A 15,907-nucleotide genomic window follows, 5' to 3' on the forward strand; every position below is an offset into this window, starting at 1 on the left:
GCTTCACGCGCCATGACAGGCTGGAGAGCCGATCAACGATGCGTTAGACGAACGTGATCTCACCACAGGTTCCGCCATGAAACGTCTCGTCATCGCCGCCCTCGCGCTCGTCGCGCTTTCCGCGCCAGCCGTCACCGTCGACGCCTGGGGCAATACGGGACACAGGCTGATCGGCGTGGCGGCGATGCGGGCCCTGCCGGACGAACTGCCTGCCTTCCTGAAGACCCCCGGCGCCGTCGCCGACGTCGGCGAACTGGCGCGCGAGCCCGATCGCTGGAAGGGCGCAGGCCAGCCGCATGACCGCGAACGCGACACCGCCCACTTCATCGACCTGGACGACGGTGGCCACGTCTTTGACCAACGCGGCATGACCCTGGGCGAACTGCCGCGCCTGAAGTCTGAATATGACGCCGCCCTGACCAAGGCCGGGCTGGACGTCGATGACGCCGGCTATCTGCCCTACGCCATGATCGACGCCTGGCAGAACCTGGGCCGTGACTTCGCCTACTGGCGCGTGCTGAACGCCGCCGAGAAGCGCGAGACAAACATGGAGCGCCAGGCCTGGTACCGTGCCGATCGCCTGCGTCGCGAGGCGCTGATCCTGCGCGACATCGGGGTCATGGGCCATTATGTCGGCGACGGATCCCAGCCCCATCATACGACCATCCACTACAACGGCTGGGGCGACTTCCCGAACCCCGAAGGCTTCACCAATTCACGCCAGACCCACGCCCTGTTTGAAGGCGCCTTCACCAACCGCGTCGCCCGTCTGGATGCGGTCGAGGCCGCCATGCCGGCCGCCGATCTGGACGGTTTCGACGTCAAGGCGCGCACCGTCGCCTATCTGACCACGACCGTGGGCACAGTCATCCCCTTCTACCGGCTGGAGAAGGCGGGCGGCTTCCGCGACAGCGATCCGCGCGGCGCGGCCTTCGTCAATGAGCGCCTGGCGGCCGGCGCGGCCGAGCTGCGGGACTTCATCGCCGCCGCCTGGACCGCCTCGGGCAGCGCCTCCATCGGCTGGCCCGCCGTGAAGGTCGCCGAGGTCGAGGCCGGAACCGTCGATCCCTGGCTCGCCATGGTCGGTGAAGACTGATGTCCGACGCACACCAGGTCCGCCTCGCGCAAGGCGCGACCCTCGAGCGCCAAGGGCGCATCCCCGAGGCCGTGGTCCTCTATCAATCCGTCGTGGCCGAGCGACCGGAAATGGGCGACGTCTGGTACGATCTGGGCCGGCTTCTGCGGCGTATGCGTCGCCTCGACGACGCCCTGGCCGCCTATGACCAGGCCCTGGCCCAGGGCGCACGCGACCCTCAGGAGGTGCACCTGAACCGAGCGGTGATCTTCGCCGAGGATCTGAACCGGCCCGACGCGGCCGAAACGGAGTTGAAGACCGCGCTCGCCCTGGCGCCCGCCTATGCGCCCGCCTGGCTCAACCTGGGCAACCTGCATGAGGACGCCGGGCGACGCGACGAGGCGCGACAGGCTTACGAGACCGTGCTGACCGTCGAACCTGGCCATGGAATGGCCCTGGCGCGGCTGGCGGGGCTGCTGGTCGCGACGACGCTCGATGATCCTCTGATCGGTCGGCTGAAGTCCGCCCTCGCCGCCACGCCCGAGGGGCTGGAACAGGCCGATCTGGGTTTCGCCCTGGGGCGAATTCTGGACGCCGCGGGCGACTATGACGCCGCCTTCGACGCCTATGGCGCCGCCAACCGGGCCAGCGCCGCCCTGGCCCGCGCCAAGGGCGTGGTCTACGATCCGGCGCTGGCCGAAGCCTATGTCGATCGGTTGATCGCGGCGACGCCGGCCCCGGTGGCGGCGCTGGACGACGATGATCCCGAGGCGGCGCCGATCTTCATCTGCGGCATGTTCCGCTCCGGTTCGACCCTCGTCGAGCGTATCCTGGGCGGACACAGCGGCGTGCGCGCCGGCGGAGAGCTGGACCTGCTGCCGACCCTGGCCGCCAATGTCTTCAATCCCTTCCCTGAGGCCCTGGGCGTGTTCGACGACGCCAGCCGGCGCAAGATCCGCGACGTCTATCTGAACGCCGTGCGCGAGCGCGTGCCCGGCGTCGGCGTCGTCACGGACAAGCGGCCGGACAACATCCTCTATATCGGCCTGGCCAAGACCCTGTTCCCCAAGGCCCGGATCATCCACACCGTGCGCAATCCGATCGACAACGCCCTGTCGGTCTTCTTCCTGCACCTGTCCCACGACATGGCCTATGCGCTGGATCTGGAGCACGCCGCCCATTGGACGGCCCAGGAACGACGGCTGGCGGCGCACTGGAAGTCGGTCTGGCCCGACGACGTACACGAGGTCGACTACGACGACCTGGTGGCGCGGGGCGAGCCGGCCGTGCGCGATCTGGTGGCGGCCTGCGGCCTGGCGTGGGAGCCGTCGGTGATGGACTTCCATCAGCGCCAGGGCCCCGTCCGCACCGCCAGTGTCTGGCAGGTGCGCGAGCCCCTGTACGCTCGCGCATCGGGGCGGTGGAAGAATTATGCGCCGCACCTGGACGATCTGCGCGCTGCTCTGGCCCGCTACGGTCTGGACGGGTAGGGAGGCGGCCATGTCCGCTTCTTCCAAATTCGCCGCCCCCGACCTTACACCCCCCGCCGTCATCCTCGACAAGTCGCAGATGGCCGAGAACATCGGCGCCGTGGCGCGGGTGATGGCGAACTTCGGCCTGACCGACCTGCGCCTGGTCACGCCGCGCGACGGCTGGCCCCAGGAACGGGCCTGGGCCACCGCCTCGGGCGCCGACTGGGTGCTGGAGGGGGTGCGGGTGTTCGACAGCGTGGCCGAAGCCGTCGCCGATCTGAACACCGTCTTCGCCACCACAGCCCGCCCGCGCGAGACGCGCCAGCCGGTCCGCACCCCGCGCGAAGCCGGCCGCATCCTCTATGACGACACGGCGTCGGGCCTGAAGACAGGCCTGTTGTTCGGCGGCGAGCGGGCCGGGCTGGAGACGACCGACATCGCCCTGTGCGCCGGCATCGTCACCATTCCCATCGACCCGAAACACCATTCGCTGAACCTGGCCCAGGCGGTGGCGATCAACGCCTATGAGTGGCGCACCCTGATCCTGGACGCCCCGCCGCCCCGTTTCCGCGACAGCGAGCCGCCGGCGTCGAACGACCTGCTGGTCGGCATGTACGAACATCTGGAGGCGGAGCTGGAGCTCGGCGGCTTCTTCTATCCGCCCGAGAAGAAGCGTTCGATGAGCCAGAACCTGCGGGTCATGCTGGGCCGCGCCGCCTTCTCCGAACAGGAGGTCGCCACCATGCGCGGCGCCATCCACGCCCTGGCCAAGGGCCGGGGGCGCGTCCTGGCCAAGCTGGCGGCTGAACGGGCGGCCACGCCCTCAGCTGGCAAGCCTCCGAGCGGCGACCGCTAGGGGCTGAGCAATCGCGCCTCCCCAGGGGGCGGGTTTCACCCCCGCAGCTTGCGGGTCAGGGCCTCGACGTCGCGGGCGATCTGGTCGTCCTGACCCATCAGTTCCTCGATCTTGCGCACGCCGTGCAGGACGGTGGTGTGATCGCGACCGCCGAAGCGACGGCCGATGTCGGGGTAGGAGCGGGTCGTGTGCTGCTTGCACAGGTACATGGCCATCTGGCGCGGGCGGGCCACCGAACGGGTGCGGCGCTCGCTGAGCAGATCGGCCTGTTTCAGGTTGAAGTGGTCGGCGACCGTCTTCTGGATCTCGTCGACCGTGATGCGACGTTCCGGCCCGCCGCGCAGGGCGGCGCCCAGCAGGGTGGAGGCCTCGTCGACCGAGACGGTCGACAGACGCGATCCGGCGGCGGCGGCCAGGGTGTTCACGGCGCCTTCCAGTTCGCGCATCGAGCCCGGCGTCCGGTCGACCAGCTGGGCCAGAACCTCGGGATTGGCCTCGCCCTGGACGACGCCGAGGGCCGACAGGGCCTTCAGACGGTTCTGGGCTACGGCGATCTTCAGCTCGCGGTCGCCTGCCTCGACCGGGCAGGTCAGGCCGGCGGCCAGGTGGCTGCGCAGGCGCGGCTCGACCTCGGTCAGGGCCATGGGGGCGCGGTCGGCCGAGAAGACGATCCGTTTGCCGTCCTCGATCAAGGCGGTCAGGGTCGACAGCAGTTCTTCCTGGGTGCTCGTCTTGCCGCCGACGAACTGGACGTCGTCCAGCAGCAGCATGTCGGCCGAGCGCAGGCTTTCCTTGAAGGCCGCCGTCGAGCGGTCCTGCATCGCCTTGACGAAGGTGGACAGGAAGCGTTCGGCCGTCAGATAGACGACCTTGGCCTCGGGCCGCAGACGCTGGGCCTCCCAGGCGATGGCGTTCAGCAGGTGGGTCTTGCCGTAGCCGTAGGGGCCGCAGAAGAAGACCGGGTTGAAATGGCCGTCGGCCCAGCTGGCCACCTGTTTGGCGATGGCCAGGGCGAAGGCGTTGCCCTGACCCTCGACGAAGCTGTCGAAGGTCAGGCGCTCCTGCAGACCGGCGGCGCGCACGGCGCGGGCCCCGTCGGCGACCGGGGCGACGGTGGCGGCTGTGGTCAGGGTCGGCGACGAAAGGGCGGTGAGGCGCGGGGTCGCGTCCACGATATTGCCGGCGCGAATGGCGGAGGCGGGCGGGGCGGAGCCGACCTCGGCGCGGCAGCGGACGTCCAGACGGCGGTTCAGGCCGTCCAGCCCCAGCCACAGCTCGTTCATCCGTCGCAGGGCGTTCTTGCGGACCCAGTCACGCGCATAGGCGGTCGGGGTGACCAGGATCAGCTGGCCGGCTGAATCCACTCGGACAGCGGACGGCGCGATATAGGACGAAAAAGGTCCATCGCCGATTTCCGCGCGCAGGCGGACCGAGGCTTCAGTCCAGATACGGTCCGGATCCGTCATGTTCGATCCGCTGGCACCGCCCGCCATCGCCGTCGCACCCCCAACCATTGTTTCGCCACCCGCTTCAAAAACCATTCCGACCTTCGGCACTTCAGGAGGATGGTTCAGGGACGACTTCTCCTGCGCCGAAAAGCGATGCTTTTCGGACGGGGCCGAGCTCCTGAACAGACATCTCCCGCCGACGCGAAACTATCGTCCCGCGCCGTCTTCATCCGTGTTGGGATGGAAGTGCGTTAGAGGCCAAAACTTACGCTGCGAGCCGGTAGGGTCAACGCTGATTCGTTGGTCGATTCGCAGTTAAATTGTTTGACTCCGTCAAACGCTAATCCTGCTTGGGAAATTCATGATTTCCCCTGCCCGGAGTCCGTATTCGTGCGTAAAGAGAGTTAACGGAAAAACACAAAACGGCGAAGGAGCATTCGCCCCTTCGCCGTTGAGATCATAGTAAAATCCCATAACGAAACGACGAAAGCCGTTCCGTGGTCGGGAAATCCCGAAAGGGCTTAGGCGGCCGAAAGCTTCTTCAGCTGGGCGGCCAGACGCGACACCTTCCGCGAGCCGGTGTTCTTATGAACGACGCCCTTGGACACGGCGCGCATCAGTTCGGACTGGGCTTCCACGAAGGCGGTCTTGGCGGCGGCGGCGTCGCCGCCGGCCAGTGCTTCCTGGAACTTGCGCAGATAGGTGCGGACGCGCGAACGACGCGCCTTGTTCACTTCGGTCCGCGCTTCGATCTTGCGGATCGCCTTGCGGGCGCCGGGGTTGTTAGCCATTTCAAACCTTCGAACGGAAAACGCCGCGGAGCACACGTCCACGGCGCGGAAATCTCAAGAGGGCGGGCCTATAGCCGAAAGCCCGGGGGCGGTCAACGCGGAGTCTGACGTGGATCGCACAGGATCGCCTCCATGACACGATAAGGCTTATTCAACGAAGGGCATGTCAGCTTGCGGTCAAACCGGAAGCCGCATGTTCAGATCAGTCCTCCTCCTTGTCTTCGCCGTCTTGTCCTCGGGCGTTATCGCTCAGGCGGCCGCGGCGCAGACGGACGTTGCGCGCACGCCGCTCGACCTGGCCCGGGCTGTGGAGCAGCGGGCGGGCGCGACCGACTTCAGGTCCCTGGAGGTCTTCGGCCAGGAGGCGATGCGTCGCAACGATCGCGAGGGGTTGCAACGTCTCTATCATGTCGTCTGGATCTTCCTGAACCAGGGCGAGTTCGACACGGCCGAGGCATGGAACGACCGCCTGCTCGCCGCCGCACGCCATCAGGGCGACCGCCGCTATGTCCAGATCGCTCAGCTGAACGTGCTGACCTTGCGTTACGACCAGGGCGAGACCGCCGCCGCCGACGAAATGCGCCTGCGGGCGGCCATGGAGCCCGACTGGTTCGCTCGCGTCCACGCCATCCGCATCTGGGCGCTCGCGCTGATGGATCGGGACAGGATCGGCGAAGGCCTGCAGTTGCTGGCCGACGCCGACGCGCTGATCCCGGAAAAGGCCCCCTATGCCACGGTCGCGCGGGCGGGTCTGTGGGAGATGACCGGCATCGGCCTGATGAAGCTGAACGACATCGACGGGGCCACGGCCGCCTTCGGGCGGTTCGAGATCGACTTCGCCAATCCGGCCTATCCCCGGCCCGACTTCGACGCCCTCTACAATCTGTCGCGGCTTTCAATCCAGTTGGGCGACGTCGAACAGGCCCAGCGTCTGTATCAGGCCCATAACAGGCTGGTGATGCGCGCCAATCTGCCCAGCCTCACCGTTTACGACGCCCGGCTATGCGCGATGGTGGCGGAGGCCGCCGACGCGCCGCTCGAGGTGCTGGGGTGTCTGGAACCTTTTGGCGAAGGCCTGGGGGAGGCGTCGTTCCTGGCGGCCCAACTGCTTCCGACGCGCGCCCTCGCGCGCGCGCAGACGGGACAGATCGCGGCGGCGCGGCGGGACCTGGCGCGGATTCGCAGCCTCGCCGCCGCCGACCGCTTCCGCGAGGAGGGCCCCTCCGAGATCGCCCGGGTGGAGGCCGAACTGCTGCTCGCAGAGGGGCGGGCGCCGGAAGCCTATGCGAAGCTTCGCCAGTACAGCCGGGCGCAAACCGTGGCCGACGCCCGCCGCTTCAGCGCCGGCATCCGCCAGGTCACCGGCGACATGCAGCAAAAGCTCGCGGAACGCCGCCTTCAACTCGACACCGCGCGGTCGAACACGAAACTCCAGGGCCTGGTCCTGACCATCGCCGTCATCTTCGTCCTGTCCGCCGTCGCCGCCCTGGTGTGGATGTGGAGCCAGGCCCGGAGCTTGCGCGCCGCGCGGCGGCGTGCAGAGGAGGCCAATCGGTCCAAGTCGGAATTCCTGGCCAATATGAGCCACGAGATCCGCACGCCTCTGAACGGAGTCGTGGCCATGGCCGACGCCCTGTCCCGCGCTAGCCTGGCGGCGCGCGAGCGCGAGATGGTCGAAGTCATCCGGTCGTCTGGCGTGACCTTGGAACGCCTGCTGTCGGATATTCTGGACACGGCGAAGATCGAGGCGGGCCAGGTGGTGCTGGAGCGCTCGGTGTTCGATTTGGGCGATACGGTGCGCGGCGCTGCGGCCCTGTACCGGCCGCGCGCTGACGAAAAGGGCCTGGCGCTGCGTGTGCAGGTCGAGCCCGCCCTGGAGGCCGCCGTGGAGGGGGATGTGGTGCGCCTGCGTCAGGTTCTGTCGAACCTGATTTCCAATGCACTGAAGTTCACGGACGCCGGTGCGGTAACGGTCGCGGTCGAAACGGCCGGCGAGGGACGAGCGAGGTTTGTCGTCAGCGACACAGGCTGCGGGTTCGACGCGGAACAGAAGTCGCGCATCTTCACGCGCTTCCAGCAGGCGGACGGATCAATCACCCGCCGTTTCGGCGGCACCGGCCTGGGGCTGGCCATCTCACAGGATCTGGTCGCCCTGATGGGTGGCGTCCTGGACTGCGAAGGCTCTCCTGGAGACGGAGCGGAGTTCTGGTTCGAAATTCCCTTGCAGCCTGCGGGGCAGTCTGAGCGGGCGCCGAAGCAGGAAGACGAGGCCGACAGCGAGGAGGCCGCTTTTCCAGCGCGCACCCTGCTCGCCGATGATCACCCGGCGAACCGCAAGGTCATCGAGATCATGCTGGCCGGCATGACCGAACTGGTGGCGGTGGAGAACGGCCTCCAGGCGGTGGAGGCGTTTCGTGCGGGTGGCTTCGACCTGGTGCTGATGGACATGCAGATGCCCGTCATGGACGGTCTGACCGCCGCTGCGGCCATCCGTGCTCTGGAAGAGGAAGAGCAGCGTGAGCGCACGCCGATCATCATGCTGACTGCCAACGCCCTTCCGGAACATGTCGAGGCCGGGCGGTCCGCTGGAGCGGACGAGCATCTGTCTAAACCCGTCACCCTCGCCGCCTTGCTCGACGGCGTCGGAGCGGCCATGGCGGCGGTCGAGCGGTCGAAGAGGCCCGTCGCTGCTTGAAACCAGCAGTGGATCGGGTCGGCCACTTCGATGGAGAGGCGTCGCGGGCGCCAGCCGCCCGCCTACGACCTTTGCTGCTCAGCTGTTTCTCAGTTCAGCGCAACAGTCTTCAACGCGGCAAAAGATGATTTCCGTCGCGGATATTTGCAGGCTGTGTAATCGCCGCAACGCTGTACGAATTGTCATGAATTTGGCCGTTTTCCAGCCACGATTGTCCCGTCCCAAAGGGGGCTATATCCCCTCTCCGGAACGCCTTTTCATGACTCCGACCGCACTCATGCTGATCGCGCTGGCTTCGACGGCGGAACCCGCCGCCGCCCAACAGTCGCAAGAGGCGGAGCCTTCGGTCGTCCTCCCGGATCTCAACGTGACCGGGGTCAAGCGGGGGGTCGCTCTGGGCGGACAGGAGCCGATCGCTTCCTATGACTCGGCCCAGATCCAGGCGTTCGGCGCGACGAACATCGGCGAGCTTGTGACCCTTCTGGAGGCGCAGACCCGCAGCGCGCGCGGAGGGTCGCCGGTCTTCCTGGTGAACGGCCGCCGCATCTCCGGTTTCCGCGAGATCCGCGGCATTCCGCCCGAGGCGATCGAGCGTTTCGAAATCCTGCCGGAAGAGACCGCCCTTTCCTACGGCTACAGCGCCAACCAGCGCGTCGTGAACATCGTGCTGAAGGCCCAGTTCCGTTCGCTGACCGCCTCGGTCAATGTCAGCCGGTCCGATCAGGGCGGACGGACGACGACGGCGAGCGAAAACAATATTCTCAACATCGCCGGCGCAGAACGGTGGTCGCTGGACGTCAACGGCGAGAGCAGCAACGCCCTCTACGAGACCGAACGCAATATCGATCGCTCGGACTCGAACGAAGTCGACTCGGCGGGCGACAACGGCGAGCGGAACGCCTACCGCACCCTGCTACCGCGCGCGGCGGAGGCGTCGGTGGCGGGAACCTACAAGCACGACCTGAACGACAAGGTCGGCATGACCTTAAGCGGCAGCCTGGAGGACAGCAGCAGCCGCAGTTACCTGGGCCTGCCCAGCGTCAGTCTGAGCCTGCCGGCCGGCAATCCCTGGTCGCCCGACGGCGCGGCGGTCGATCTGTATCGCTATATCGGCCTACCTGACGCCCTGCAGCGCCAGACCAATACCCGCGCCGCTGAATTGGGCACGGTGTTCGACGGCTATCTGGGCGACTGGCGTTGGACGGCGACGGGCGAGTACAGCCGCACGGAGACGGACACCACCACCGGCGCCGGCGTCGATGACGCCGCCCTCAGGGCGGCGGTCACGGCTGGCGACACGAGCGTGAACCCCTACGGCGATCTGACCGGTGCGGTCACAACGGCCGCTCGCAACACCGCCAATTCGGTCTCGCAGTCGCTGGAGGGCGAGGTCGTGCTGAACGGCACGGCCTGGGAGCTGCCTGCTGGCGGCGTCACCACCACCTTCAAGCTCGGGGGCGAGCACCAATCGCTGGATTCTGAAAGCTTCCGGTCCGGCGTGGCGACCGATCGGTCGCAGTCGCGCGATCTGGGCAGTCTGCAGGCCAATTTCGACCTGCCGATCTCCAGCGTGGATCGCGGCGTCCTGCCGAAGATCGGCGATCTGTCCGCTAACATGAACCTGGCCTACCAGGAGCTGTCGGACTTCGGCGGCGTGTCGGCATTGGGCGGTGGTCTGAACTGGTCGCCAGTCGCCCGGCTGTCCCTGTCGGCCAACTATTCCGACGAGGACAAGGCGCCGACGATCCAGCAGCTGAATGACCCCACCATCTCGACGCCGAACACCGCCGTCTTCGACTATTCGACCGGCCAGACCGTCCAGGTCACCCAGATCACCGGCGGCGATCCAAACCTGAAGGCGGAAAACCGCCGAATCTTGAAACTGGGCGTCAACTGGCAACCGCTTTCGGCCACCGACCTGCGGCTGAACCTGGCCTATACCCGCACGGAGGCTGAGGATGAGATATCCAGCTTCCCCGCCATCACGCCCGACCTGGAGGCCGCCTTGCCGGAGCGTTTCGTGCGAGCGGAGCCCGAGCCCGGCGCAGATCCGAATGTGCCTGGCGTCCTGCTGTCCATCGACGCCCGCCCGCTGAACTTCGCCAGCCGCGAGCAGCAGGACGTGCAGTGGGGTTTCAACTTCTCCAGGCCTTTCGGCAAGCCTAATCCGGCCATGATGGGTCAACGACCGGGCGGACCGGGCGGCCCCGGCGCGGGCGGCCCGCCCCCGGGCGGCGCCGTGCGTATGGGCGGCGGTCCTGGCGGCCGAGGCGGTCCGGGAGGGCCTGGCGGCGGGCGGTTGCGCGGTTCCACCGCCCCCGGGATGCAACCGGGGCAGGGGATGTTCAACTTCTCGCTGACCCATACCTGGCGTGTCCAGGACGAGGTGGTGATCCGCGACGGCCTGGCGCCGCTGGACCTGCTGGATGGGGATTCCATCTCCGGATCAGGCGGTCAGTCGCGTCACGAGGTCCAGGTGCAGACCGGGGTGTTCAAGAACGGCTTCGGGACCTTCATCAACGCCAACTGGAAGTCGGGCACGACCGTCGAAGGCGACGGCGCGGGTTCGGCCGATCTGGATTTCTCGGACCGGATGACGGTGAACCTGTTCGCCTTCGCCGACCTGACCCAACGCACCTCCCTGGTCGAACGCCTGCCCTTCCTGAAGGGCGCGCGCGTCGGGATCGGAGTGCAGAACATCTTCGACGACCGGATTTCGGTGACCAGCAGCGATGGTTCGGCGCCGGTGAATTACCAGCGCGACTATCTGGACCCGCAAGGCCGGGTGTTCCGGATCAATCTGCGCAAGATCCTGTACTGATCATCCGGCGGGCGGGGCTATACGCCTCGCCCTTTCGTCGGCCGGCCAGAACCGTTCAGGGCCAGACGACCGCGAGGGCGATCAGGGCCGCGATGGCGGCCAGAGCCAGCGGATAGAAGAGGCGATCGGACATGGCGACAGCCTAACGGGCCGCCTGGACCGCGACAAGCCGGCGCTCCGTTCGGCCGCAGCACCTCGGTCTAAACCTTGACCCCTTCATGACGGCGGCCTACCCGAACAGACTATCTTGAAGAGGACCGACCGAATGCCGCGCCTGATCCTGCTCCGCCATGGCCAGAGCCAGTGGAACCTCGAGAACCGCTTCACCGGCTGGGTCGACGTCGACCTGACGGCGGAGGGCGAGGCCCAGGCGCGTCACGGCGGCGCGCTGATCGCCGAGGCGGGGTTCAAGCCCTCCGTCATGTTCACCTCGGTCCTGACGCGCGCAAAGCGCACCGGCGCTCTCGCCCTGCAGACGGCCGGTCTGACCGATGTGCCGGTGATCGAGGACTGGCGCCTGAACGAGCGTCACTACGGCGGTCTGACGGGGCTGAACAAGGCCGAGACCGCTGAAAAGCACGGCGAGGACCAGGTCAAGATCTGGCGCCGCAGCTACGACGTGCCGCCGCCGCCGCTGGCGCCGGGCGGCGAGTTCGACTTCGAGGCGGATCCCCGTTACGCGGGCAAGTCCATCCCGGACACCGAAAGCCTGAAGACCACGCTGGACCGGGTCAAACCCTATTGGGACGCCGAGATCGCGCCGCGGCTCAAGGCGGGCGAGGACGTGCTGATCGCGGCCCACGGCAATTCGCTGCGCGCCATCGTCAAACTGCTGTTCGGCGTGCCCGACGACAAGATCGTGGGCGTGGAGATTCCGACCGGCAATCCGCTGGAGATCGAGCTGGACGAGGCGCTCAAGCCGACGGCCGCCCGCTATCTCGACGCCGACCGCGCCGAAGAGCTGCCGACCGCCGCATGAACTGGACCGACGCCGACCGCGCCTTCATGGCCCAGGCCATCGGAATGGCGACCGGCCGCATGGGCGAGACCTGGCCCAATCCTGCGGTCGGCTGTGTGATCGTCAAGAACGGCCGGATCATCGCTCAGGCCGCCACGGCGCCGGGCGGGCGGCCCCATGCCGAGGAACAGGCCGTGCCTGCAGCCGGCGACGAGATCGAGGGCGCCACCGTCTATGTCACCCTGGAACCCTGCGGGGCCCGGTCTTCCGGTCGGCAGTCCTGCGCCCATTTCCTGACCGAGGCGAAGGTGGCGCGGGTCGTGATCGCCTGCCTCGATCCCTCTCCCTTCGCCGCCGGCCGCGGGACCGAGCGGCTGCGCGCCCAGGGGCTGACGGTGGAGACAGGCCTGATGTGCGACGAGGGGGCGACCCTTTGCGAAGGCTTCCTTCACCGGCTTGAGACGGGTCGGCCGATGGTGCGGATCAGTAAGGACGGCGCCGGTTTCGACGGCCGCTTCGTCGCCTCGCCCAAGGCCGATCTGGTGACCGAGCTGAAACGGCTGGGGGAGGCGGGCTACACCCGTCTTTGGACCTCTTCTGGAGAGCTCGCTGAGTCCCTCCGCGAGCAGGGTCTCCTGACCGACTGACAACCAGCTGTTGCTAAAGGCTTTCTTAAGCGGCCCGGGATTAGCTTGGTCGAATGGCCCAGGCAGCTGAACCCCTTGTGCGCAAGCGCCTGACCCAGGCGGAAGTGGACATCATCTGCGCCCGCCACGACCGATTGTTTCAGGCCCGCCCCGGCGGCGCCCGCGCGGTCTTCGCCTGGATGGACATCTCCGGCCTGAAACTGACGGGCCGCAACCTGGCCGACGCCGATTTCGCCGCCGCCTGTCTGGAAGGCTGCGACCTGACGGGGGCCAAGCTGGACAACGCCAATTTCTTCGGCGCGGACATGCAGGATGCGGTTTTGGCCGAGTCCAGTCTGCGTCGCGCCGATCTTCGCGGGGCCTGTCTGCGGGGCGCGGACCTGTCTGGCGCGGACCTGTTCGAGGCCGACCTGCGCGAGGGCACCATCGCCGCTGCTGACGCGAAACTGGGCTTCAAGGTCATCGAGCCCCGACATCGCCAGGAGACCGAGGCCACCGGCGCCTGTCTGGCCGGCGCCAATCTTCAGCGCTCCAAGATGTCGGGCGTCATCGCGATCAAGGCCGATTTTTCGGGCGCGGTGATGAAGGATTGCAAGATGATCCGCGCCAATCTCAAACAGGCCGACTTCCGGGGCGCAGACCTGGCCGGCGCGGACCTGTCGGGCGCCAACCTGTCCGGCGCGGACATGCGCGACGCCATTCTGGTCGGCTGTAAAATGACCATGTGGTGCGCCGACGGCGCCAATATGGAGGGCGCGCTGACGGACAAGAGCACCGTCGGCGAGTCCGTCAATGAAATGCCCGCAGCCGAGATGCTGCGCGTCCATGCCCGCTGGTGTGAGACGGGCGGGGCCGAGGGCCAGCCTTCAGTCTTTGACGGGGTCGATCTGCGTCCGCTGAAGTCGATTACGGGCCTGAACCTCACCGCCCTGTCGGCGAAGGGAGCAGTCTTCTATGGATTGGACATGGAGGGGGTGCAGTTGCAGGGCGCACACCTCGAAAACGCCGATCTGCGCTCGGCCAAGCTCTACCGCGCTGACATGCGGGGCGCACGGCTGAAGAACGCCAAGCTGAACGGGGCGGACATGCGCGGAGCCCAGCTGGGCCCCCTTTTGATCGGTGCGGATCGGCTGCTCTCCGCCGACATGAGCGGGGCGGTGCTGCGTGGCGCCGATCTGTCGGGCGCCGACTTGCGCCGCGCTGTCATGACGGGTGCTGACCTGGCGCGCGCGACGCTACACGGCGCCCAGACCCGTCAACTGGACCTGACGGACGCCAACCTGACGGGCGTGCGCGGCCTGGTCATCGACGACCAGGCCGCCTGATCGCTCAGGCCAGAGCCTTGAGCTGATCGACCAGATCGATCTTTTCCCAGCTGAAACCGCCGTCGGCGTCCGGCTCGCGGCCGAAATGGCCATAGGCCGTGGTCCGAGCATAGATCGGCTTGTTCAGGCCCAGGTGCTGGCGGATGGCGCGCGGCGTTGCGCCGCCGATCAGGTCCAGGACCTTGTCTTCCAGCACCGCCTCCGAAATCTTGCCCGTGCCGTGCAGGTCGACGTGGATCGACTGCGGCTTGGCCACGCCGATCGCGTAGGAAATCTGGATGGTGCAACGGTCGGCGAGACCGGCGGCGACCACGTTCTTGGCCAGGTAGCGGCAGGCGTAGGCGGCTGAACGGTCGACCTTGGTCGGATCCTTGCCGGAGAAGGCGCCGCCGCCGTGGGGCGCTGCGCCGCCATAGGTGTCGACGATGATCTTGCGACCGGTCACGCCGGCGTCGCCGTCCGGCCCACCGATCTCGAAGATGCCGGTCGGATTGATGTGCCAGACGGTTTCCTCGTCCGTGAAGCCTTCCGGCAGCACTTCGAGGATATAGGGTTTGACGATCTCGGCGACCTGTTCCGAGCTCAGCCCCTTGGCGTGCTGGGTCGACAGGACGATGGAGGTCGCCCGGACGGGCTTGCCGTCCCGGTATTCGATGGTGACCTGGCTCTTGGCGTCGGGCTCAAGCTGCGAGCCGCCGGCATGGCGGACCTCGGCCAGGCGCTTCAGGATGTTGTGGCTGTACTGCAGGGTGGCCGGCATCAGCTCCGGTGTCTCGTTCGAGGCATAGCCGAACATGATGCCCTGGTCGCCCGCGCCTTCGTCCTTCTCGTTGGTCGAGTCCACGCCGACGGCGATGTCGGCCGACTGGGCGTGCAGGTAGCAGGCGTAGTCGGCGGTTTCCCAATGGAAGCCGTCCTGCTCGTAGCCGATGTCCTTGACGGCGGCGCGGACCAGAGGCTCCAGGCTGTCGATGATGGCCTGGGTGAAGGCTTCGTTCTGTTCCTTGGTGTTGCCCGGCTGCGTGGCGCGCACCTCGCCGGCCAATACGATCCGCTGGGTGGTCACCAGGGTCTCGCACGCCACACGGGCCTCGGGATCCCGAGACAGGAAGGCGTCGACGACCGTGTCGGAGATACGGTCCGCGACCTTGTCGGGATGGCCCTCGGATACGCTTTCCGAGGTGAAGAAGAAGGAGGAACGAGCGGCCAAGAGAGGCTCCTGTCTGTGAACGCAGGGCAAACATATAAAGACATGCTTATATGTTCAAGCGATCATCCAGGTTCAGGCGCCGTCGGCCGAACTCGAAGTCTGGTCGAGGCAGAGAAATCGGCTATGACGAATCCGTGGGAGCGGATGAATGCCTGAAAGCCTGTCGCCAAGAGAAGTCGAGTGCGTCCGTCTGGCTGGGGTGGGCCTGGTGGACAAGGAAATCGCCGCGCGCCTGGGCATTTCTCCCCGGACGGTCGGCAATCACCTGCATCGCGCCTATGCCAAGCTGGGCGTTTCGGACCGCAGGCTGGCGGCGAAGCGGCTGAGTAACGGCTACTCAGGGACGTCGATACTCATTTCCGATCTGGGCGAAGACGCGCTTGTTGACCCGGCGTCGGTCGGACTTCCGGACGACGACGGCCCCTTCGCCGGGTCCGCCTGGTCCCTGCCGCCCCCGCCCAGGGGCGTCGCCGGACGACTGGCGGTCATAGCCGCGGGGGCCGCCGTCGCCCTGTTGCTCGCCATCGGAATCGTGACGGCAGGCATGGTGGTTCCCTCCTTGTTCGACCGCATCGCTCCCGAATGGGCCCGCTGACGCGGGGGACAATT

General features: G+C 67.2%; 12 protein-coding genes. 9 read left to right on the forward strand and 3 right to left on the reverse strand.

Annotated features, from left to right (window positions below; all coding sequences use genetic code 11):
• Positions 1 to 76 precede the first annotated feature (76 nt).
• Genes ACVPT3_RS02265 through ACVPT3_RS02275 form a run of 3 tightly spaced genes read left to right on the forward strand, consistent with a single transcriptional unit; the run spans position 77 to position 3,403 of the window.
• On the forward strand, positions 77 to 1,096 hold the full coding sequence (locus ACVPT3_RS02265; protein WP_492042600.1) for a phospholipase C/P1 nuclease family protein: 1,020 nt from the start codon (positions 77 to 79) through the stop codon (positions 1,094 to 1,096).
• Complete coding sequence (locus tag ACVPT3_RS02270) at positions 1,096 to 2,565, forward strand: tetratricopeptide repeat-containing sulfotransferase family protein (protein ID WP_492042601.1); 1,470 nt, start codon at positions 1,096 to 1,098, stop codon at positions 2,563 to 2,565. Before ACVPT3_RS02265 ends, ACVPT3_RS02270 begins: the two co-directional genes overlap by 1 nt.
• A gap of 10 nt (positions 2,566 to 2,575) precedes the next feature.
• Positions 2,576 to 3,403: an RNA methyltransferase gene (locus ACVPT3_RS02275; protein ID WP_492042602.1), complete on the forward strand. Its 828-nt coding sequence runs from the start codon at positions 2,576 to 2,578 to the stop codon at positions 3,401 to 3,403.
• A gap of 35 nt (positions 3,404 to 3,438) precedes the next feature.
• On the opposite strand, the gene dnaA is transcribed toward ACVPT3_RS02275, so the two are convergent.
• Positions 3,439 to 4,896 carry a chromosomal replication initiator protein DnaA gene (gene dnaA, locus ACVPT3_RS02280; protein WP_492042603.1) on the reverse strand — a complete coding sequence of 486 codons (1,458 nt, stop codon included), beginning with the start codon at positions 4,894 to 4,896 and terminating at the stop codon, positions 3,439 to 3,441.
• A gap of 476 nt (positions 4,897 to 5,372) precedes the next feature.
• Complete coding sequence (gene rpsT, locus ACVPT3_RS02285; RefSeq protein ID WP_492042604.1) at positions 5,373 to 5,642, reverse strand: 30S ribosomal protein S20; 270 nt, start codon at positions 5,640 to 5,642, stop codon at positions 5,373 to 5,375.
• Positions 5,643 to 5,835: 193 nt separating this feature from the next.
• On the opposite strand from rpsT, the gene ACVPT3_RS02290 reads away from it, so the two are divergent.
• The 5 genes from ACVPT3_RS02290 (at position 5,836) to ACVPT3_RS02310 (ending at position 14,088) form a co-directional block, all read left to right on the forward strand.
• Positions 5,836 to 8,337 carry a hybrid sensor histidine kinase/response regulator gene (locus ACVPT3_RS02290; RefSeq protein ID WP_492042605.1) on the forward strand — a complete coding sequence of 834 codons (2,502 nt, stop codon included), beginning with the start codon at positions 5,836 to 5,838 and terminating at the stop codon, positions 8,335 to 8,337.
• Positions 8,338 to 8,596: 259 nt separating this feature from the next.
• Positions 8,597 to 11,158: a TonB-dependent receptor gene (locus ACVPT3_RS02295; RefSeq protein WP_492042606.1), complete on the forward strand. Its 2,562-nt coding sequence runs from the start codon at positions 8,597 to 8,599 to the stop codon at positions 11,156 to 11,158.
• Between the two features lie 265 nt (positions 11,159 to 11,423).
• Complete coding sequence (gene gpmA / locus ACVPT3_RS02300; RefSeq protein ID WP_492042607.1) at positions 11,424 to 12,137, forward strand: 2,3-diphosphoglycerate-dependent phosphoglycerate mutase; 714 nt, start codon at positions 11,424 to 11,426, stop codon at positions 12,135 to 12,137.
• The gene (locus ACVPT3_RS02305; RefSeq protein ID WP_492042608.1) at positions 12,134 to 12,763 is read left to right on the forward strand and encodes a bifunctional diaminohydroxyphosphoribosylaminopyrimidine deaminase/5-amino-6-(5-phosphoribosylamino)uracil reductase RibD; all 630 of its coding nucleotides are present in this window, start codon (positions 12,134 to 12,136) and stop codon (positions 12,761 to 12,763) included. Before gpmA ends, ACVPT3_RS02305 begins: the two co-directional genes overlap by 4 nt.
• A gap of 53 nt (positions 12,764 to 12,816) precedes the next feature.
• On the forward strand, positions 12,817 to 14,088 hold the full coding sequence (locus ACVPT3_RS02310) for a pentapeptide repeat-containing protein (protein WP_492042609.1): 1,272 nt from the start codon (positions 12,817 to 12,819) through the stop codon (positions 14,086 to 14,088).
• 4 nt (positions 14,089 to 14,092) lie between these two features.
• On the opposite strand, the gene metK is transcribed toward ACVPT3_RS02310, so the two are convergent.
• Positions 14,093 to 15,298, reverse strand: a complete 1,206-nt coding sequence (gene metK, locus ACVPT3_RS02315; RefSeq protein ID WP_492042610.1) for a methionine adenosyltransferase — start codon at positions 15,296 to 15,298, stop codon at positions 14,093 to 14,095.
• A gap of 148 nt (positions 15,299 to 15,446) precedes the next feature.
• Between metK and ACVPT3_RS02320 the strand changes: the two genes are divergently transcribed.
• The gene (locus tag ACVPT3_RS02320) at positions 15,447 to 15,893 is read left to right on the forward strand and encodes a helix-turn-helix domain-containing protein (protein ID WP_492042611.1); all 447 of its coding nucleotides are present in this window, start codon (positions 15,447 to 15,449) and stop codon (positions 15,891 to 15,893) included.
• Positions 15,894 to 15,907: the final 14 nt, after the last annotated feature.

It is taken from the genome of Brevundimonas sp. FV1ps31S, assembly GCF_058681265.1.